At 63.3% G+C, this 18,218-nt stretch carries 19 protein-coding genes; 12 read left to right on the forward strand and 7 right to left on the reverse strand.

Annotated elements, in window-relative coordinates; translation table 11 throughout:
- Positions 1-12: 12 nt before the first annotated feature.
- From AKL02_RS06505 to AKL02_RS06525, 5 genes are all read left to right on the forward strand, one after another.
- A complete protein-coding gene (locus tag AKL02_RS06505) occupies positions 13-642 on the forward strand; it encodes an ATP-dependent Clp protease proteolytic subunit (protein WP_078519545.1) in 630 nt (209 codons plus the stop codon).
- A 118-nt stretch (positions 643-760) separates the two neighbouring features.
- The gene (clpX, locus tag AKL02_RS06510; RefSeq protein ID WP_078519544.1) at positions 761-2,026 is read left to right on the forward strand and encodes an ATP-dependent Clp protease ATP-binding subunit ClpX; all 1,266 of its coding nucleotides are present in this window, start codon (positions 761-763) and stop codon (positions 2,024-2,026) included.
- A gap of 292 nt (positions 2,027-2,318) precedes the next feature.
- Complete coding sequence (locus AKL02_RS06515) at positions 2,319-2,693, forward strand: NADH:ubiquinone oxidoreductase subunit NDUFA12 (protein ID WP_078519542.1); 375 nt, start codon at positions 2,319-2,321, stop codon at positions 2,691-2,693.
- A 12-nt stretch (positions 2,694-2,705) separates the two neighbouring features.
- Positions 2,706-3,176, forward strand: a complete 471-nt coding sequence (gene mlaD / locus AKL02_RS06520) for an outer membrane lipid asymmetry maintenance protein MlaD (RefSeq protein ID WP_078519541.1) — start codon at positions 2,706-2,708, stop codon at positions 3,174-3,176.
- Complete coding sequence (locus tag AKL02_RS06525) at positions 3,173-3,583, forward strand: DUF2155 domain-containing protein (protein WP_078519540.1); 411 nt, start codon at positions 3,173-3,175, stop codon at positions 3,581-3,583. The genes mlaD and AKL02_RS06525 overlap by 4 nt, the downstream gene beginning before the upstream one ends.
- Here the strand turns inward: AKL02_RS06525 and aat are convergent.
- Positions 3,547-4,185: a leucyl/phenylalanyl-tRNA--protein transferase gene (gene aat, locus AKL02_RS06530; RefSeq protein WP_083074878.1), complete on the reverse strand. Its 639-nt coding sequence runs from the start codon at positions 4,183-4,185 to the stop codon at positions 3,547-3,549. The genes AKL02_RS06525 and aat overlap by 37 nt on opposite strands.
- A 71-nt stretch (positions 4,186-4,256) precedes the next feature.
- Between aat and AKL02_RS06535 the strand changes: the two genes are divergently transcribed.
- The gene (locus tag AKL02_RS06535; RefSeq protein WP_083074881.1) at positions 4,257-4,967 is read left to right on the forward strand and encodes a DUF1698 domain-containing protein; all 711 of its coding nucleotides are present in this window, start codon (positions 4,257-4,259) and stop codon (positions 4,965-4,967) included.
- A 45-nt stretch (positions 4,968-5,012) separates the two neighbouring features.
- Here AKL02_RS06535 and accC read toward each other — a convergent pair whose 3' ends face one another.
- Positions 5,013-6,356 carry an acetyl-CoA carboxylase biotin carboxylase subunit gene (gene accC, locus AKL02_RS06540; protein ID WP_078546441.1) on the reverse strand — a complete coding sequence of 448 codons (1,344 nt, stop codon included), beginning with the start codon at positions 6,354-6,356 and terminating at the stop codon, positions 5,013-5,015.
- A 10-nt stretch (positions 6,357-6,366) separates the two neighbouring features.
- Entirely contained in the window at positions 6,367-6,867 is a 501-nt protein-coding gene (gene accB / locus AKL02_RS06545) for an acetyl-CoA carboxylase biotin carboxyl carrier protein (RefSeq protein ID WP_078540411.1), read from the reverse strand.
- A 294-nt stretch (positions 6,868-7,161) separates the two neighbouring features.
- On the opposite strand from accB, the gene AKL02_RS06550 reads away from it, so the two are divergent.
- Positions 7,162-8,505 (forward strand): NAD(P)-dependent oxidoreductase, encoded by a 1,344-nt coding sequence (locus AKL02_RS06550; protein WP_083074883.1) that lies wholly within the window; start codon positions 7,162-7,164, stop codon positions 8,503-8,505.
- Positions 8,506-8,508: 3 nt separating this feature from the next.
- The gene (gene preA, locus AKL02_RS06555; protein WP_078519535.1) at positions 8,509-9,810 is read left to right on the forward strand and encodes an NAD-dependent dihydropyrimidine dehydrogenase subunit PreA; all 1,302 of its coding nucleotides are present in this window, start codon (positions 8,509-8,511) and stop codon (positions 9,808-9,810) included.
- A gap of 10 nt (positions 9,811-9,820) precedes the next feature.
- Here preA and AKL02_RS06560 read toward each other — a convergent pair whose 3' ends face one another.
- Positions 9,821-10,462, reverse strand: coding sequence for a hypothetical protein (locus AKL02_RS06560; protein ID WP_083074885.1), 642 nt, complete (start codon positions 10,460-10,462; stop codon positions 9,821-9,823).
- 112 nt (positions 10,463-10,574) lie between these two features.
- Positions 10,575-11,225, reverse strand: coding sequence for a TetR family transcriptional regulator C-terminal domain-containing protein (locus tag AKL02_RS06565; protein ID WP_176535974.1), 651 nt, complete (start codon positions 11,223-11,225; stop codon positions 10,575-10,577).
- Between the two features lie 201 nt (positions 11,226-11,426).
- Here AKL02_RS06565 and AKL02_RS06570 point away from each other — a divergent pair, with 201 nt between their 5' ends.
- The gene (locus tag AKL02_RS06570; protein WP_083074888.1) at positions 11,427-12,752 is read left to right on the forward strand and encodes an omega-aminotransferase AptA; all 1,326 of its coding nucleotides are present in this window, start codon (positions 11,427-11,429) and stop codon (positions 12,750-12,752) included.
- A 256-nt stretch (positions 12,753-13,008) separates the two neighbouring features.
- On the opposite strand, the gene AKL02_RS06575 is transcribed toward AKL02_RS06570, so the two are convergent.
- Positions 13,009-13,590: a VOC family protein gene (locus AKL02_RS06575; RefSeq protein ID WP_083074891.1), complete on the reverse strand. Its 582-nt coding sequence runs from the start codon at positions 13,588-13,590 to the stop codon at positions 13,009-13,011.
- Positions 13,591-13,763: 173 nt separating this feature from the next.
- Between AKL02_RS06575 and AKL02_RS06580 the strand changes: the two genes are divergently transcribed.
- On the forward strand, positions 13,764-14,615 hold the full coding sequence (locus AKL02_RS06580; protein ID WP_083074894.1) for a hypothetical protein: 852 nt from the start codon (positions 13,764-13,766) through the stop codon (positions 14,613-14,615).
- Positions 14,616-14,619: 4 nt separating this feature from the next.
- Here AKL02_RS06580 and AKL02_RS06585 read toward each other — a convergent pair whose 3' ends face one another.
- Complete coding sequence (locus AKL02_RS06585; RefSeq protein ID WP_083074897.1) at positions 14,620-15,282, reverse strand: TetR family transcriptional regulator C-terminal domain-containing protein; 663 nt, start codon at positions 15,280-15,282, stop codon at positions 14,620-14,622.
- 127 nt (positions 15,283-15,409) lie between these two features.
- Here AKL02_RS06585 and AKL02_RS06590 point away from each other — a divergent pair, with 127 nt between their 5' ends.
- Both AKL02_RS06590 and hydA read left to right on the forward strand, forming a co-directional pair.
- Entirely contained in the window at positions 15,410-16,660 is a 1,251-nt protein-coding gene (locus AKL02_RS06590) for a Zn-dependent hydrolase (protein ID WP_083074899.1), read from the forward strand.
- A gap of 105 nt (positions 16,661-16,765) precedes the next feature.
- Complete coding sequence (hydA, locus tag AKL02_RS06595) at positions 16,766-18,217, forward strand: dihydropyrimidinase (protein WP_078569361.1); 1,452 nt, start codon at positions 16,766-16,768, stop codon at positions 18,215-18,217.
- Position 18,218 lies beyond the last annotated feature (1 nt).

The following is an 18,218-nucleotide window of genomic DNA, read 5'->3' on the forward strand; positions in this document are numbered from 1 at the left end:
GGAAGGGCCGAGATGAAAGATCCCCACGAGTTTTACATGAACACGCTGGTGCCGATGGTGGTCGAGCAGACCTCGCGCGGCGAGCGTGCCTACGACATCTACTCGCGCCTGCTGAAAGAGCGCATCATCTTCCTGTCGGGGCCGGTCCATGACGGCATGTCGACCCTGATCTGCGCGCAGCTTCTCTTCCTCGAGGCCGAGAACCCGAAAAAAGAGATCGCGATGTATATCAACTCGCCGGGCGGCGTGGTGACGTCGGGTCTCTCGATCTACGACACGATGCAATACATCAAGCCGAAGGTCTCGACCCTGGTGATCGGGCAGGCGGCGTCGATGGGCTCGCTGCTGCTGACCGCGGGCGAAAAGGGAATGCGCTTCTCGCTGCCCAACAGCCGCGTCATGGTGCACCAGCCCTCGGGCGGCTATCAGGGTCAGGCGACCGACATCATGATCCACGCCCGCGAGACCGAGAAACTCAAGCGTCGCTTGAACGAAATCTACGTCAAGCACACCGGCAACGACTACGACACGATCGAGGCCGGTCTCGAGCGCGACAACTTCATGTCCGCCGAAGAAGCGAAGTCCTGGGGTCTGATCGATGAGATCCTCGAGAGCCGCGTCAGCGACGACGGAGAAAAGTGATCCTCCCGCTTAACTTCGGGGCGATTTTGACATTGAGGTGACGGTTGGCCTGTCCTAGTCTTGATGGGACAGGCCAATTCACGAAGCCCGGGGGCAGCCCGGGCAGCAGAGGTAAGAGATGGCGAACTCGAACGGCTCCGACAGCAAGAACACGCTCTACTGCTCGTTCTGCGGCAAAAGCCAGCATGAGGTCCGCAAGCTGATCGCGGGCCCGACCGTGTTCATCTGTGACGAATGCGTCGAGCTGTGCATGGACATCATCCGCGAGGAAACGAAATCGGCCGGGCTGAAATCCACCGATGGCGTCCCGACCCCGCGCGATATCTGCCAGGTGCTCGACGATTACGTGATCGGTCAGGAACATGCCAAGCGCGTGCTCTCGGTTGCGGTGCACAACCACTACAAGCGCCTCAACCACGGCACGAAGACCGACATCGAACTGGCGAAGTCGAACATCCTGCTGATCGGTCCGACGGGCTGCGGCAAGACGCTTCTCGCCCAGACGCTGGCGCGCATCCTCGATGTGCCCTTCACGATGGCGGATGCGACCACGCTGACCGAAGCCGGTTACGTGGGCGAGGATGTGGAGAACATCATTCTCAAGCTGCTTCAGGCCTCGGAATACAACGTCGAGCGGGCGCAGCGCGGCATCGTCTATATCGACGAGGTCGACAAGATCACCCGCAAGTCGGACAACCCGTCTATAACGCGCGACGTGTCGGGCGAGGGTGTGCAGCAGGCGCTTCTGAAGATCATGGAAGGCACCGTGGCCTCCGTGCCGCCGCAGGGCGGGCGCAAGCATCCGCAGCAGGAATTCCTGCAGGTCGACACGACGAATATCCTATTCATCTGTGGCGGCGCCTTTGCGGGCCTCGACCGGATCATCGCGCAGCGCGGCAAGGGCTCAGCGATGGGCTTCGGAGCGGATGTTAAGGATAGCGAAGAGCGTAATATCGGCGAGCTGTTCAAGGAGCTTGAGCCCGAAGATCTGCTGAAATTCGGCCTGATCCCGGAATTCGTCGGTCGTCTGCCGGTCATCGCGACGCTCACCGATCTCGATGCCGAGGCGCTGGTGACCATCCTGACCGAGCCGAAGAACGCGCTGGTGAAACAGTATCAGCGTCTCTTCGAGATCGAGGGCGTATCGCTGACCTTCACCGACGATGCGCTGACCGCGATCGCCAAGAAGGCGATCGAGCGGAAGACCGGTGCACGTGGCCTGCGGTCGATCATGGAAGACATCCTGCTCGACACGATGTTCGAACTGCCGGGCATGGAAGAGGTCGAAGAGGTCGTAGTGAACGAAGAGGCCGTGACCCAGAGCGACGCCAAGCCGCTGCTGATCTATGCCGAAGCCAAGAAAGAAGGCAAATCGGCGAGCTGATCGCGGTGCTGCCAAGAATTAGGCAAGGGGCGAGCTTCGGCTCGCCCTTTTGTTTTTGTCATGTGCCTCACGTAGGCCGTGTTGCTGTGAAAAGGCTTCGCTAAACCTTCCACAGACAGGCGTGCGGGGGCGAATGGCTCGTTGTGGACGGCCGCTCGACGATGCGATTTTTGCACCGTGCTGTGCTGGAGGTACCAAATTCCGCTTCGCAGGCGCCCTGATCCCCGCACGGGCACTGGACCTCGACGCCCCAGCGGATATAACAGGCGAGACGCATTGCGGAGGTTGCCCCATGAAGTTTCTGCTTCGAATTCTCACCTGGTGGAACGGCTCGACCGTCGGCACGCAGCTTTTCACCGCGCGTAAGGGCGTGAAAGTTGGCGAGGACGAGCAAGGCAACATCTATTACCGCACCAAGGACGCCAAGCGCCGCTGGGTGATCTATAATGGCGAAAGCGAAGCGAGCCGCATCCCGCCGGACTGGCATGGCTGGATGCACTTCACCTATGACGAGCCGCCGACCGACAAGCCGCTGGCCCATAAGCCTTGGGAAAAGCCGCATGAGGCAAACCACACCGGCACCGAAGCGGCCTATGTGCCGCCGGGGTCGATTCGCCTCGCGCATCCGGTCGAGCGCCGCGATTACGAGGCTTGGCAGCCCGAGTAAGGCCAACCCGCTATGAGCGAAAACCGCACCGAGATCATCACCGGCGCGATCGTGCTGGTCGTGGCCCTGGGCTTTCTGGTCTGGGCAGGGCGCGGCATGGGCATTGGCGCCGATGGCGGCTCTTACCCGCTGCATGCGTCGTTCCGGTCGATCGGGGGCGTCGTGCCCGGCACGGATGTGCGGCTTGCGGGCGTGAAGGTCGGGACGGTGACGAACGTCGCGCTCAACCCGAAAACTTTCTTCGCCGATACCACGATTTCGGTGAAAAACGGCGTCGCGCTGCCTGAGGATACGGTGATTGCCGTGACGCAAGACGGGCTCCTGGGCTCGAATTATATCGACTTGATCCCGGGCGGGGCGATCGACGACCTCAAGCCCGGCGATGAAATTCTCGACACGCAAAGCGCGGTCTCGATGCTGAATCTGATGTTGAAATTCGCAGGTGGCGGCAGTGGCGACGGCGCAGGGGAGGGGGCGCAATGATCCGCGCTTTGGTTTTGATCGCGGCGCTCGTTCCCGGGCTCGCTGCGGCGCAGGACTTCACGCAAACGACGCCGGACGACCAGATTCCGCAGGATGAGCCCGCGAAAGGGCTGGCCGACGGTACGGGCGCGATGCTCCGCGGGCTCGACAAGGTGTCGGGCATCGCCTCGGACATCAATCTGAATGTCGGGCAGAGCGTGAAATACGGGTTCATCAAGGTGACGCTGCGCGAATGCCGTTACCCGGCCGACGATCCCTCCTCGGATGCCTATGCCTATGTGACGGTGACCGAAGAGGACAAGCCGCAGCCTGATTTCTCAGGTTGGATGATCGCTTCCAGTCCCGCGCTGTCGGCGCTCGATCACCCGCGTTACGACGTCTGGGTCATCCGCTGTAAAAGCGACTGAGGCGCAGGGGGCACGCCTGAGGTGAAGTCGCATTCCCGCGTCAGCGCCTGAGCCAGACGCGCGCGATATTCGATCCGGGTCACTTCGATCGCGCCCATCGAGGCCAGATGCGGTGTGATGTATTGCGTGTCGAGTAAGGTGAAACCGGTCTGGCGCAGCCGGTCCACCAGATAGGTCAGCGCCACTTTGGAGGCATTGGGACGGCGCGAGAACATGCTTTCGCCGAAGAACGCGCCGCCCAATGTGATCCCGAAAATGCCACCCGCGAGGTCACCGTCCTGCCAGACCTCCAGACTATGCGCGAAGCCCGCCGCATGGAGCTGATCGTAGAGCGTGAAGAGCGGGCCGTTTATCCACGTCTCGTCACGATCCGCGCAGCCTTCGACCACGCCCCGAAACGCCGCATTTGTTGAAATGTTGTAATCCCCGCGCCGGATTACCTTCGCCAGAGAGCGCGAAATGTGGAATTTGTCCAAGGGCACGATCCCGCGCAAAGCCGGGTCGAACCAATGCAATTGCGGATTGTCGCGGCTTTCGGCCATCGGAAAGATGCCCTGCGCATAGCCCGCCAAAAGTAGTTCCGCGCTCAACCTGTCCGTCATTATCTTGCCCGGTTTTCCCGTTACGCCTAGGCTCGCCAACAAGATGAACCAGAGCGGGGCCGAGCGCAAATATGGGTTTCTACGATTTCCTCCCCGAGATCGACCGATACGCCGAAGATCCCGGCACGGTGGAGCGGATGAACCTGCGCCACAAGATGATCATCAAGCCGCTGGAGCAGGAGATCGCGGGCAAGCGCGTGCTCGATCTGGCGGCGCATGATGGCCGCTGGGCCTATGCCTTCGCGGCGGCGGGCGCGTCGGAAGTGGTGGGAATCGAAGGGCGGCAGGAGCTGATCGACCGCTTCGACCAATTTCCCCGCGCGCATCTGCGCGAGAAGGTGAAGCTGATCTGCGACGACATCTTCGACGGGATGCAGAAGCTGATCGACGCGGGCGAGCGCTTCGACGTCGTGGGCGTCCTCGGTATCCTCTACCATGTCATGGACCATTTCCGGCTATTCCAGCTGGTGCGCCAACTGGGGCCGGAACTGGTGATCGTGGACAGCGAATTCGCGCAGCGACCTGGTCCGGTGATCCTGCTGATGCGCGAGCGTACCGATAACGAGCTGAACTCGATTCCGCAGATCGAGGGGCAGGAAAAGGCGCTGATCGGCGTCCCCTCTTTCCCGGCGATGAGTGCGATGGCCGATGTGCTCGATTACGACTGCCACTGGCTGGACTGGGAGCAGATCGGGAATGGCCAGCGGCAGCATATCGGGGATTACTATCGCCCTAAGGACAAAGAGAAAAAGCGCGGCACCTGCCTGCTGACCCCGAAATGAAAAACGCCCCCGAAACCGGGGGCGTTTTCGCAAATTTCGAACCGATCAGAGGTTCTTTTCGAGCCACCGTTCCAGCCAGTGGATCGAGTAGTTGCCGCTCTGGATATCGGGCTCCTGCAGGAGCGCGTTGAACAGCGGCACGGTGGTGTCCACCCCGTCCACAATCAGCTCGCCAAGCGCGCGATGCAGGCGCTGCAGCGCCTCGTGGCGGTCGCGGCCATGCACGATCAGCTTGCCGATGAGGCTGTCGTAATAGGGCGGGATCGAATAGCCGTCATAGAGCGCGCTATCCATCCGCACGCCAAGGCCACCCGGCGCGTGATAGTGGGTGATCTTGCCGGGGCAGGGCGCGAAATTCGGCAGCTTCTCGGCATTGATCCGCACCTCGATCGCGTGACCGCGGATCGAGAGCGTGTCCTGATCGAATTCCATCGGCTCGCCGGCTGCGACTTTGATCTGCTGGCGCACCAGATCGACGCCGAAGATCGCCTCGGTCACCGGATGTTCGACCTGAAGACGGGTGTTCATCTCGATGAAATAGAACTCGCCATCCTCGTAGAGAAACTCGATCGTGCCCGCACCGGAATAGCCCATCTCACCGATCGCGTCGGCGCAGATGCCGCCGATGCGCGCGCGCTCTTCGGGTGTGATCGAGGGGCCGGGGGCCTCTTCGAGCACCTTCTGGTGGCGGCGCTGGAGCGAGCAGTCGCGCTCGCCCAAATGGACGCCGCGGCCCTTGCCGTCGCCGAAGACCTGCACCTCGATATGGCGCGGCTTCTGCAGGTATTTCTCGATATAGACTTCGTCGTTGCCGAAGGCGGCTTTCGCCTCGGAGCGCGCGGTGCGGAAGGCAACCTCGAGCTCTTCTTCGGATTTCGCGACCTTCATCCCGCGACCGCCGCCGCCGGCGGTGGCCTTGATGATGACGGGGTAGCCCATATCGCCGGCGATCTGCTTTGCGGCCTCGGTATCGGGCACACCGCCCGCAGAGCCCGGAACGACCGGAATGCCAAGGTTCTTCGCGGTTTCCTTCGCGGTGATCTTGTCGCCCATGATGCGGATATGGGCGGCCGACGGGCCGATGAAGGTGATGCCGTGATCCTCGAGCACCTGCACGAAGGCGGCATTCTCGGACAGGAACCCGTAGCCCGGGTGAATCGCCTGCGCGCCCGTGATCTCGCAGGCCGCGACGATGGCGGGGACCGAGAGGTAGGATTGCGTCGAGGAATTCGGGCCGATGCAGACCGATTCATCGGCCATGCGCACATGCATCGCGTCCGAATCCGCCGTCGAATGGACCGCGACCGAGGCGATCCCCATCTCGCGGCAGGCACGGATCACGCGCAGCGCGATCTCGCCCCGGTTGGCGATCAGGATCTTGTCGAACATACCGGCCCCCTTATTCGACGATCATCAGGGTCGAACCGTATTCGACCGGCTGACCGTCATCGACGAGGATGCGCTTGACCGTGCCCGATTTCGGGGCGGGGATGTGGTTCATTGTTTTCATCGCTTCGACGATCATCAGCGTCTGGCCTTCCTTGACCTGATCGCCGACCTTCACGAAGGCCGATGCGCCCGGCTCGGGCGAGAGATAGGCGGTGCCCACCATGGGCGAGGCCACGGCGCCGGGGTGATCGGCGGGGTCTTCGACGGGGGCGGCTTGCTCGGAGGCTGCGGATTGCGCCGCCGGGGCCGCTGCGGGCGCCGGAGCGGGGGCAGCTGCGGGCGCAGGCGCGGCTGCCTGCACAATATTGGTCTGTTTCGACACCCGCACTTTCAGGCTGTCATCTTGCGCGTAATCGCGCGTCACGGCGATTTCCGTCAGCTCGTTCGAATTGAGCAGTTCGGCAAGGGCCTGAATGAAGGCCACGTCGTTGTCACGGGTATTTTTGGTCATGCGGTCCTCGAAGGGTGCTTTGAAATGGAGCCCATTCTGCGGGGCTCTTTGGTGCTGGAGGCGGTTATACGCGAGGTAACGCGCGGTGAAAAGCCGCATCGGCCGTCCTCGTGTCAGGGTTTCGCGATCTCGTGATTGCCCGATAATTGAGCAAGGGTGGGGTAGGGGGCGCTGAACTACCGGGCAATCGGGCGGGAATTGGCGACCCGCCGAGCTGCGGCATATTTTACCACTTGATAAAATTCAATCCTGTGCGAGCGTAGGGAATAAGAAAAACTGACAGGGAGCCCGCAAGTGTCCAATAGCCAGCTCACCGAAGGGATCGCGCCAGCACGGCTCGACCCGGAAAGCTACTGCACCAATTTCGCCGATCACGCGCCGCCGCTGGGGACGCAAGAAGCCCGCATCGCGGCCGATCGCTGCTATTTCTGCTATGATGCGCCATGCATGGAAGCGTGCCCGACCGCGATCGATATTCCGCTCTTCATCCGGCAAATCTCGACCGGAACGCCGGAAGCCGCAGCGAAGACGATCTTCGATCAGAACATCATGGGCGGCATGTGCGCCCGTGTCTGTCCGACCGAGAACCTCTGCGAAGGCTCCTGTGTCCGCATGGATTCGGAAGGCGAGCCGGTCGAGATCGGCGCGCTGCAGCGTTTCGCGACCGATACGCTGATGGCCAAGCAGAGCCATCCCTACACCCGCGCCGAGCGCACCGGGAAATCGGTGGCGGTCGTTGGGGCCGGGCCTGCGGGTCTCGCCTGCGCGCACCGTCTCGCGATGAAGGGCCACGAGGTCACCGTTTACGATGCGCGCTCGAAGCCGGGCGGGCTCAACGAATACGGTATCGCCAGCTACAAGACGCCGGGCGGTTTCGCGCAGGCGGAAGTCGACTGGCTGATGCAGATCGGTGGTATCACCATCGTCGAGAACTGGCAGTTGGGCCGCGTCGGGGATGGCGATCTGGCCGAGCTGCTGGGAGATTACGATGCGGTCTTCCTCGGGATGGGGCTGTCGGGCGTGAACGCACTGCGCCTCGAGGGAGAGGACAAGGACGGCATCCGCCCCGCGACCGAGTTCATCGCGGAGCTGCGTCAGGCCTCCGATCTGGCCGAACTGCCGATCGGGCGCGACGTGGTCGTGATCGGCGGCGGCATGACGGCGGTCGACGCTGCCGTGCAGTCGAAACTGCTGGGCGCGCTCAACGTGACCCTCGTTTATCGCCGCTCGCGCGCCGAGATGCCCGCCAGCACGGTCGAGCAGGAGCACGCGCTGACCCATGGCGTGAACATCATCGAGAACGCCGCCCCCATCGCCATCCATGGCAACGGCGCGGTGCGTCAGGTCGAATTCGCCTACACGAAGAAGGGCCCCGACGGTCTGGAAATGACCGACGCGACCTTCAAACTATCCGCCGATCAGGTCTTCAAGGCGATCGGTCAGACGCTGGGCGACATGCCTCCGAAGGTCGAAGTCGCGGGCGGCAAGATCAAGGTGGACGGCGCAGGCCGCACCTCGGTCGAACGGGTCTGGGCGGGGGGCGATTGCACCCATGCCGGCGAAGACCTGACCGTGACGGCGGTCGCGCAGGGGCGCGATGCGGCTGAAGAAATCCACCAATTCCTGATGGAGGGCTAAGAGATGGCCGATCTGACTTCTGAATTCATCGGTATCAAATCCCCCAACCCGTTCTGGCTCGCCTCCGCGCCGCCGACGGACAAGGAATACAATGTCCGCCGCGCGTTTGAAGCCGGTTGGGGTGGGGTCGTGTGGAAGACGCTGGGCTCGGAAGGTCCACCCGTCGTCAACGTCAACGGCCCGCGGTACGGCGCGATCTATGGCGCGGATCGCCGTCTGCTCGGTCTCAACAATATCGAGCTGATCACCGACCGTCCGCTGCAGACCAACCTGCGCGAGATCAAGGCGGTCAAGCAGGACTACCCGGACCGCGCGATCATCGTCTCGCTGATGGTGCCCTGTGACGAGGAGAGCTGGAAAGCGATCCTGCCGCTGGTCGAGGAAACCGGTGCCGACGGGATCGAGCTGAACTTCGGCTGCCCGCACGGTATGGCCGAGCGTGGCATGGGCTCTGCGGTCGGGCAGGTGCCCGAATATATCGAGATGGTCACTCGCTGGTGTAAGCAATATTGCAGCCTGCCTGTGATCGTGAAGCTCACGCCCAACATCACCGACATCCGCCGCCCGGCGGAGGCCGCCAAGCGCGGCGGTGCGGATGCGGTCTCGCTGATCAACACGATCAACTCGATCACCTCGGTCGATCTGGACGATTTCGCGCCGGAGCCGACGATCGACGGCAAGGGCACTCATGGCGGCTATTGCGGTCCGGCGGTGAAGCCGATCGCGCTGAACATGGTGGCCGAGATCGCGCGCGATCCCGAAACGGCGGGCCTGCCGATCTCGGGCATCGGTGGTGTGACCACCTGGCGCGATGCGGCAGAGTTCATGGCGCTCGGGGCTGGCAATGTGCAGGTCTGCACGGCGGCGATGACCTATGGCTTCAAGGTCGTGCAGGAAATGATCTCGGGCCTCAGCGATTACATGGATCGCAAGGGCTTCACCTCGACCTCCGAACTGGTGGGGCGCGCGGTGCCGAACGTGACCGATTGGCAGTATCTGAACCTCAACTACGTCACCAAGGCCGAGATCAATCAGGACGATTGCATCAAATGCGGTCGCTGCTATGCCGCTTGCGAGGACACCTCGCACCAGGCGATCGCGGTGACCGAAGATCGCGTCTACTCGGTCAAGGACGAGGAATGCGTGGCCTGTAACCTCTGCGTCGAAGTCTGCCCGGTCGAGTGCATCACGATGCGCAAGATGGACAAGGGCGAGGTGGATCCGCGCACTGGCGAGACGGTCGGCGATTACGCCAACTGGACGAGCCATCCCAACAACCCCTCGGCTGCGACGGCAGCCGAGTAAGGGCAGGGGCCTAGCGGGTCACGTCGAGGTTCGGCGCGACCTGCGGGGCAACCTGAGACCATCCCTCCTGCGACGCGCCGCTCCGATGATCTGAGGGCGCGTCGTTTTTCTCTTCCGCCTGCGGCGCAGGCTCGGCACGCGACTCCTTGGCGGTGTCGGGCGGTTTGACCTCCGCGCGCTCCTCCGCCGATGTGTCGGTGGTCTGGATCGTGTCGGCGGGCTGCACGGGCTCCGGGACGGAAGTGTCCGAAGATTCCACGAGGTCCGGCGCTGCCCAGAGCGCGGCGGCCTGAGCCTCGAGCGGCGTGACCTCGAATGTCGGGATCGGGCCGGTCAAGGCATCGGGATCGGGGCGTGCACCCCCATCGCGTCTGCCAGTTGAACGGGACGGTTGGCTTGCATCCTCCGTGCCGCGATCCTGCCCTTCCTCCTTCAGCGCGCTGGCGCCGCGTGCCGCGCGCGCTTCCAGGGCACGCACCTGCTGCGCGCGATCCTGCGACGTTTGGGTGTCTACATTCGCGCCGAGGCCGCCGTTGGTATTGGCCGCATTCGCCGCCGCCTCCACCGTGCTGGCAGGCGCTGTCTTCGGGGCCGCCACCGTCAACAGAGGCGACCACCCGACCTGAGGCATCAACCCCGAAATCCGGTCCATCCCGAGCTCCATATTCCTGCGCCCCCACGCAACTTCAGACTGCGCCGGGGGCGTTACCGAACCGTTAAGATCAGGCAGAAACTTCGGTGATAGTTACGGAAGGCTTAACCGCTTACGGGGCGAGCAGCCGCGCGAATAGCATGTCGAGGAACGGCGCGGCCCCTTCGATCGGGTCCTTGCCCGGGCCGAGCACCGCACGCACCTGCGTATCGAAATCGGCGTAATGCTGCGTGAGCGCCCAGATCGAGAAGATCAGATGATGCGGATCGACCGGCGCAAGGCGCCCCTCGGCGATCCAGCCCTCGATCACCTTGGCTTTCTCGTCCACCAAGGTCTTGAGATCGGTGGACAATCCCGCGCCCATCCGGGGGGCGCCCTGCAAGACCTCGTTGGCAAACAGGCGGCTCTCACGCGGCATCTCGCGGCTCATCTCGAGCTTACGGCGCATGTAGCGCATGATTTCCTCGCGCGGCTCACCCGCGGGGTCAATCGCGCGCAGCGGCGCAAGCCAGATATCGAGAAGACCTTCGAGCAGCGCCGCGTGGATCGCCTCTTTCGAGGGGAAGTAATAGAGCACGTTCGGCTTGCTCAGCCCGGCTTCCGCCGCGATCTGGTCGAGCGTCGCGCCGCGGAACCCATGCGCGGAGAACACGTCCAGCGCCGCCTCGAGAATCTTGCCGCGATTGACCTTTTGTATGCGGGTCAGCGGGCGCTTGCCGTCGTCGTCGCTGGTGAAGTCGCGCGGGTCGAGGTCGTCTGCCAAATATTTGTCTCCCAGTTCGTGTTTTATGTTAACCGAAGCGTTGCTGCGGGATCAATCGCTACGGGGAAGCAGAGTGCGCTTTTAGAGCGCATTGAAGGCCGCTTGACTGGTTCCTAAGCTGTGCTAGCGTGAGTCTGACCGTTCGGTCAAACTAGACAATCCGGCCGTGTCTCGACCCGGCCGCCCGACCGGAGTTTTTCCATGGCGCTCGACCGCAAGTCCCCCAACGATCTCAACGCTTTCTGGATGCCCTTCACGGCGAACCGCCAGTTCAAGAAGAACCCGCGCATGTTCGTGGGCGCGAAGGATATGCATTATACCACCTCGGACGGGCGTCAGGTGCTCGACGGCACGGCCGGTCTGTGGTGCTGCAACGCGGGCCATTGCCGTCCGAAGATCACCGAGTCGATCCAGAAACAGGCGGCCGAGCTCGATTACGCGCCCGCCTTCCAGATGGGCCACCCGATCGCGTTCGAGCTTGCGAACCGCATCCTCGACATCGCGCCCGACGAGATGGCGCATGTCTTCTACACCAATTCCGGCTCGGAATCGGTCGAGACAGCGTTGAAACTCGCGATTGCCTATCACCGTGCGCGCGGCGACGGCGCTCGCACCCGTCTGATCGGACGCGAGCGCGGCTATCACGGCGTGAACTTCGGCGGCATCTCGGTCGGTGGTATCGTCACCAACCGCAAGGTTTTCGGTCCGCTCGTGCCGGGAGTCGATCACCTGCCGCACACCCATCTGCCCGAGGAAAACCGCTGGTCGAAAGGCTGTCCCGAGCATGGTGCGCATCTGGCCGACGATCTCGAGCGCATCATCGCGCTGCATGGCGCCGAGACTATCGCCGCCGTCATCGTGGAACCGGTCGCGGGGTCGACCGGCGTGCTGCTGCCGCCGAAAGGCTACCTGCAGAAGCTGCGCGACATCACCAAGAAGCACGGCATCCTGCTGATCTTCGACGAGGTGATCACCGGTTTCGGACGCACGGGCGCGGCCTTCGCCGCCGAGAAATACGGTGTCGTGCCGGATATGATGACCACCGCGAAGGGTCTCACCAACGGGGTGATCCCGATGGGCGCGGTGCTGGCGACGGCTGAGGTTCACGACGCCTTCATGAACGGCCCCGAGCACATGATCGAGCTGTTCCACGGCTACACCTATTCGGGCAACCCGATCGCCGCCGCCGCCGGGATCGCGACGATCGAGACCTATCGCGAAGAGGGCCTGTTCGAGCGGGCCGCCGAGCTTGCCCCCTATTGGGAAGAGGCGCTGCATTCGCTCAAGGGCGTGCGCAACGTGATCGACATCCGCAACGAGGGTCTGATCGGCGCGGTCGAGCTGGAGCCGATCGCGGGCGAACCCACGAAGCGCGCCTTCTCGGCCTTCCTGAAGGCCTACGACAAAGGCATCCTGATCCGCACCACCGGCGACATCATTGCGATGAGCCCGCCGCTGATCATCTCGAAAGAGCAGATCGACGAGCTGGTCGGCACGCTCAAAGAGGTACTCGAAGAGGTCGAGTGATCGGGCTCAAGCCGAGATGACAAGACGGCCGCGCAGGGTTGCGCGGCCGTTTTTTTGTTGCGGCGTGGTGCTTGAGGGCGCGGGGCGACCAGCCCCGGGCCGCGCCCGACCTCCCCCCCGGGAGGGCGCATTGGCGATGTCGTCGCGGGTATAGCCGACATGCGGGCTTGCGAGATTAAGTGCCTGGCCACAGGTGACGCGACCGCCCACCCGAGGTCGGGCGCGGCCCTCACTGCGCCGCCCCAATATGGGTACCTCAATACGGGTTCTTCGCCCCGCGATCCTCGCTCAGCGATTGCTGCGAGCGCTCCACGATCATCTCGATCGCATCGGCCAGATGTTCCCCACCGATCGCCTTGTCGCCGCGGGCCACGCGGATGCGATGCGCTTCGATCATCACCTCGGCATGGGACGATCCGCGCGGCGGCTCGAACTTGTAGGTGGCCAGTTCGATCAGCAGCCCCAGCGGATCCTTGAAATAGATCGAATCCATGAAGCCGCGATCCTTCACGCCCGAATGCGCGATCCCGCGCGCATCGAGCCGCGCCACGACCTGCCGATGCGTCGCCATTGAGACGTTGAAGGCGATGTGATGCACGCAGCCCGGATCGGTGGGCGTGCGGTCATGGACAGGCTTGCGGCTCTCATTCGTAAAAACGGTGATCAGCCGCCCGTCGCCCGGGTCGAAATAGAGATGGCCCTCGTCGGCATTGTCCAGATTGGGTTGGTCGAAGATGAACGGCATCCCGAGCAGCCCTTCCCAGAAATCGATCGAGCTCTGCCGGTCCGCCCCGGTCAGCGTGATGTGATGGACGCCCTGCACCTGCATCTTGCGCATGTCTTTCTCCCTATCTCTCTTGCAACCAAGTTAACCCAAGCTGGGCGCAGGTCTAGAAACAGGATCTGTGCGGTGCCGCGCGAAACCCCGCCGAGCACCGTTTCGCCAAATTGCGCGACCTTGTGGCGGCGGAGGCGGGGGCTATGTTGCGCAATGATGCTTGGAGACTCGCGATGCTGCGCCTGACCTTTGTCCTTGCCCTGATCTGCCCGCTGCCTGCCATGGCAGAACTGGTCCCGTGCGAGACCTCCATTCGCGGCAAGACCTATTCCTACGTCTACGATGCGGATAACGCGGCGCTGAAGGAAAGCCGCTCGCTGCGCGAGAAGCTGTTTGGCGAGAAGGGGGAGGTGACCTGCCCGGCGCTGGTCACTCTGCGCGCCCTGACACCCGAGATGGATGACGAAAGCCGCGCCCCGTTCTGTCTGCAATGGAACAAGGAGGCCGAGACCTATCTGGGCTATGACCGGGGCGAGCGCGACGCCTACGGGCTCTGCCGCAAACCGTCGAAGAGCATCTGCGAACGTATCAAGGGCACCGCAAAGGCCGCTGGCGATCTGCGCGATGAGGCCGAAAGCGCCGTGGGCGATGCGGCGAGCAAGGTTCTGGGCAAGAAAATCGGCGGCATGATCGTCTCCGATCAGGCCGGAAACCTGCAAAAGAAGCTGCGCGATGCCGGGCTTGGCGTGCTGGCGGGGGCCTCGACCCCTGCGCTCGCGGCCACGGCGGTGGTCGTGGGCGGTGCGATTTACGTGTGTTCGGATACCGGCGCGGAGGCGGTGGGCCTGGAGGCCGATCCGGTCGAGCCGATCTCGGACGGAAAGGAGCTTCTGGGCGCGAAACTGCCCGACACGCATCTGCCCGCGGGCGTGGCCGGGGCACCGATGCGCCCGGTCGAGACCGAGACGCTGCCGGAAGAGTCGGAGGCATCGGAGGCGGCTTCGCAAGCCCCGGCGGCGGATGCAAAATCGGATGTCGCCCCCGTCGGCGCGCCGAATATCACCGCCGACCCAGCGGCGAATTGAGCAATCAGCTCACGCCGATCCCGCGCAGCACGATGCTTTTCACGCAGCTCTTCGCCTCCTCCCACTGAGCGTCGCTCAGCGGCGCGCCGCCGTTCAGCGTCTCGATCTGATGCGAGAAATCGGCGTAGTGCTGGGTGGTCGCCCAGAGCATGTAGAGCAGGTGATGCGGGTCGACCTCGGCCATTTTGCCTTCCGCGATCCAGCGTCGGATGATCACCGCGCGGCCCTCGGTCCAGTCGCGCAGCGTCGTCTCGAGGTAATCCTGAATCACCGGCGCGCCGTGCATCACCTCTGACGCCCAGACCTTCGAGCCGTTCGGGTGATTGCGCGAAATCTCCATTTTGGCGTCGATATAGGCGCCGATCCCTTCGGCCGGTCCGCTTGCCTCGTCGAACACATCGGCCGCCTCCAGCCAGATGTTGAAAATGCGCTCTACGACCCGGCGATAGAGCGACTCTTTCGTCTCGAAATAGTAATGCAGATTGGCTTTCGGGAGCCCCGCGACATCCGCGATCAACTGCATCGTGGCACCGCCGAATCCGGCCTCGGCGAAGACCCTCTCGGCGGCTTTCAGGATCGCCTCTTCGGTGGCGCGCCGCGCCTCGGCGCGGCTTCCCCGGCTGGCTTGCCCATTTTTTGTGCGCTTGCCGCTCTCATCATCTTTCATTCAAAATACGTCCTGATTTTTGTTGACCGAATGGTCAGACCGTGGCCCACTCAACCTGACCATACGGTCAGAAAAAGATTCGTCGCAAGAGGGGATAACCCCCACGCAGCCGACAGGGAGTTATGAAATGTCAGCACCCGGAGAAAACCTCCGCATCAATCCCGATCGCCTTTGGGACAGTCTCATGGAGATGGCCAAGATCGGTCCCGGCGTCGCCGGGGGCAATAATCGCCAGACCCTCACCGATGCGGATGCCGAAGGCCGCGCGCTGTTCCAGAAATGGTGCGAAGATGCCGGCATGACGATGGGCGTCGACACGATGGGCAACATGTTCGCGACCCGCGCGGGCGAAGACCCCGATGCGCTGCCGGTCTATATGGGCAGCCACCTCGACACGCAGCCCACGGGCGGCAAATACGATGGTGTCCTCGGTGTGCTCGGCGCGCTGGAGGCGGTGCGCTCGATGAACGATCTCGGGATCAAGACCAAGCACCCGATCGTCGTGACCAACTGGACCAACGAAGAGGGCACGCGCTTCGCCCCGGCGATGCTGGCCTCGGGCGTGTTCGCGGGCATCCACACGCAGGACTGGGCCTATGATCGCGAAGATGCGGAAGGCAAGAAGTTCGGCGACGAGCTGAAGCGTGTCGGCTGGGTCGGCGACGAAGAGGTCGGTGCACGCAAGATGCATGCGATGTTCGAACTGCATATCGAGCAGGGCCCGATCCTCGAGGCCGAGGGCAAGGATATCGGCGTCGTCACCCACGGGCAGGGCCTCAGCTGGACCCAGGTGACGATCACCGGCAAGGATGCGCATACCGGCTCCACCCCGATGCCGATGCGCAAGAATGCGGGCCTCGGCATGGCGCGCGTGCTGGAACTGGTCGACGAAATCGCCTGGTCGCACAAGCCCCATGCGGTGGGCGCGGCTGGCCATATCGACATCTACCCGAATTCGCGTAACGTGATCCCCGGCAAAGCCGTGTTCACCGTCGATTTCCGCTCGCCCGATCTGAGCGTGATCGAGGATATGGAAAAGCGACTGCGCGAGGGAGCGAAGAAAATCTGCGACGAGATGGGCCTTGAGGTGGAGTTCGAGAAGACCGGCGGGTTCGACCCGGTCACCTTCGATCCGACCTGCGTGAGCGCCGTGCGCAGCGCCGCCGAGCGTCTGGGCTATTCGCATCGCGACATCATCTCAGGCGCGGGCCACGATGCCTGCTGGATCAACGCGGTCGCGCCGACGGCGATGGTGATGTGCCCCTGCGTCGACGGGCTGAGCCATAACGAGGCCGAGGATATCTCCAAGGACTGGGCAGGCGCGGGCGCCGATGTGCTGTTCCACGCCGTGCTGGAGGCCGCGGAAATCGTAAGCTGAGACGGGCGGAGGAGGGGGCGCTGCCCCCTCGGCGGGCGCTATGCGCCTCACCCCCGGGATATTTGAACCAAATCGAAGGCGGAAGACCTTCGTGGGAGGTAAACAATGACCAAAGTCATCAAGAACGGAACCATCGTCACCGCCGATCTGACCTACAAGGCGGATGTGCTGATCGACAGCGGCAAGATCATCGAGATCGGCCCGAACCTGAAAGGCGACGAAGAGATCGACGCGACCGGCTGCTATGTGATGCCGGGCGGGATCGACCCGCATACCCATCTCGAGATGCCCTTCATGGGCACCTATTCGAGCGACGATTTCGAATCCGGCACCCGTGCCGCGCTGGCGGGCGGCACCACGATGGTCGTCGATTTCGCGCTGCCTGCGCCGGGCGAGGGCCTGCTGGAAGCGCTCAAGCGCTGGGACAACAAGTCGACCCGCGCGCATTGCGACTACTCCTTCCACATGGCGATCACCTGGTGGAGCGAGCAGGTCTTCAACGAGATGAAGCAAGTGACCGAGCGCGGCATCAACACCTTCAAGCACTTCATGGCCTATAAGGGCGCGCTGATGGTGAACGATGACGAGCTCTATTCGAGCTTCAAGCGCTGCGCCGAGTTGGGCGCGATCCCGCTGGTCCATGCCGAGAATGGCGATGTCGTGGCGGAGCTGTCCGCGAAACTGCTGGCCGATGGCAATAACGGCCCCGAGGGGCACGCTTATTCCCGCCCGCCGCAGGTCGAGGGCGAGGCCACCAACCGCGCGATCATGATCGCCGATATGGCAGGCGTGCCGCTTTATGTCGTGCACACCTCCTGCGAGGAGAGCCACGAGGCGATCCGCCGCGCCAAGATGCAGGGCAAGCGCGTCTGGGGCGAGCCGCTCATCCAGCACCTGACGCTCGACGAGAGCGAGTATTTCGACAAGGATTGGGATCACGCCGCACGCCGCGTGATGTCGCCGCCCTTCCGCAACAAGCAGCATCAGGATAGCCTCTGGGCGGGTCTGGCGTCGGGCTCGCTCTCGGTGGTCGCGACCGATCACTGCGCCTTCTCGACGGAGCAGAAGCGCTATGGCGTGGGCGATTTCACCAAAATCCCGAACGGCACCGGCGGTTTGGAAGACCGGATGCCGATGCTCTGGACCTATGGGGTCGAGACCGGCCGGATCACGATGAACGAATTCGTGGCCGTCACCTCGACCAACATCGCGAAGATCCTCAACGTCTATCCGAAGAAGGGTGCGGTTCTGGTCGGCGCGGATGCCGATCTCGTGGTCTGGGATCCGGAAGCGACCAAGACGATCTCGGCCGAGACGCAGCAATCTGCCATCGATTACAACGTCTTCGAGGGCAAAGAGGTCAAAGGTCTGCCGCGCTACACGCTCAGCCGCGGTGTCGTCGCTTGGGCCGATGGCAAGATCCAGACGCCCGAGGGCCACGGCGAATTCGTTGCCCGCGATCCGGGCATGCCAGTGACCAAGGCTCTGTCCACCTGGAAAGAGCTCACCGCCCCGCGTCCGGTCGAACGCAGCGGTATCCCGGCGACCGGGGTATAAG

Origin of the sequence: Thioclava electrotropha (genome assembly GCF_002085925.2) — a bacterium.
Taxonomy (GTDB): Bacteria; Pseudomonadota; Alphaproteobacteria; order Rhodobacterales; family Rhodobacteraceae; genus Thioclava; species Thioclava electrotropha.

What these genes read in the sequence shown, in the direction of transcription:
- AKL02_RS06535 (WP_083074881.1), top strand. Translation starts at nt 4,257, where the DNA reads ATGGGTTTCTACGATTTCCTCCCCGAGATCGACCGATACGCCGAAGAT.
- AKL02_RS06525 (WP_078519540.1), top strand. Translation starts at nt 3,173, where the DNA reads ATGATCCGCGCTTTGGTTTTGATCGCGGCGCTCGTTCCCGGGCTCGCT.
- accC (WP_078546441.1), bottom strand. Translation starts at nt 6,356, where the DNA reads ATGTTCGACAAGATCCTGATCGCCAACCGGGGCGAGATCGCGCTGCGC.
- AKL02_RS06585 (WP_083074897.1), bottom strand. Translation starts at nt 15,282, where the DNA reads ATGAAAGATGATGAGAGCGGCAAGCGCACAAAAAATGGGCAAGCCAGC.
- aat (WP_083074878.1), bottom strand. Translation starts at nt 4,185, where the DNA reads ATGACGGACAGGTTGAGCGCGGAACTACTTTTGGCGGGCTATGCGCAG.
- AKL02_RS06560 (WP_083074885.1), bottom strand. Translation starts at nt 10,462, where the DNA reads ATGGACCGGATTTCGGGGTTGATGCCTCAGGTCGGGTGGTCGCCTCTG.
- accB (WP_078540411.1), bottom strand. Translation starts at nt 6,867, where the DNA reads ATGACCAAAAATACCCGTGACAACGACGTGGCCTTCATTCAGGCCCTT.
- AKL02_RS06515 (WP_078519542.1), top strand. Translation starts at nt 2,319, where the DNA reads ATGAAGTTTCTGCTTCGAATTCTCACCTGGTGGAACGGCTCGACCGTC.
- AKL02_RS06590 (WP_083074899.1), top strand. Translation starts at nt 15,410, where the DNA reads ATGTCAGCACCCGGAGAAAACCTCCGCATCAATCCCGATCGCCTTTGG.
- AKL02_RS06505 (WP_078519545.1), top strand. Translation starts at nt 13, where the DNA reads ATGAAAGATCCCCACGAGTTTTACATGAACACGCTGGTGCCGATGGTG.
- AKL02_RS06580 (WP_083074894.1), top strand. Translation starts at nt 13,764, where the DNA reads ATGCTGCGCCTGACCTTTGTCCTTGCCCTGATCTGCCCGCTGCCTGCC.
- mlaD (WP_078519541.1), top strand. Translation starts at nt 2,706, where the DNA reads ATGAGCGAAAACCGCACCGAGATCATCACCGGCGCGATCGTGCTGGTC.
- AKL02_RS06575 (WP_083074891.1), bottom strand. Translation starts at nt 13,590, where the DNA reads ATGCGCAAGATGCAGGTGCAGGGCGTCCATCACATCACGCTGACCGGG.
- preA (WP_078519535.1), top strand. Translation starts at nt 8,509, where the DNA reads ATGGCCGATCTGACTTCTGAATTCATCGGTATCAAATCCCCCAACCCG.
- clpX (WP_078519544.1), top strand. Translation starts at nt 761, where the DNA reads ATGGCGAACTCGAACGGCTCCGACAGCAAGAACACGCTCTACTGCTCG.
- AKL02_RS06570 (WP_083074888.1), top strand. Translation starts at nt 11,427, where the DNA reads ATGGCGCTCGACCGCAAGTCCCCCAACGATCTCAACGCTTTCTGGATG.
- hydA (WP_078569361.1), top strand. Translation starts at nt 16,766, where the DNA reads ATGACCAAAGTCATCAAGAACGGAACCATCGTCACCGCCGATCTGACC.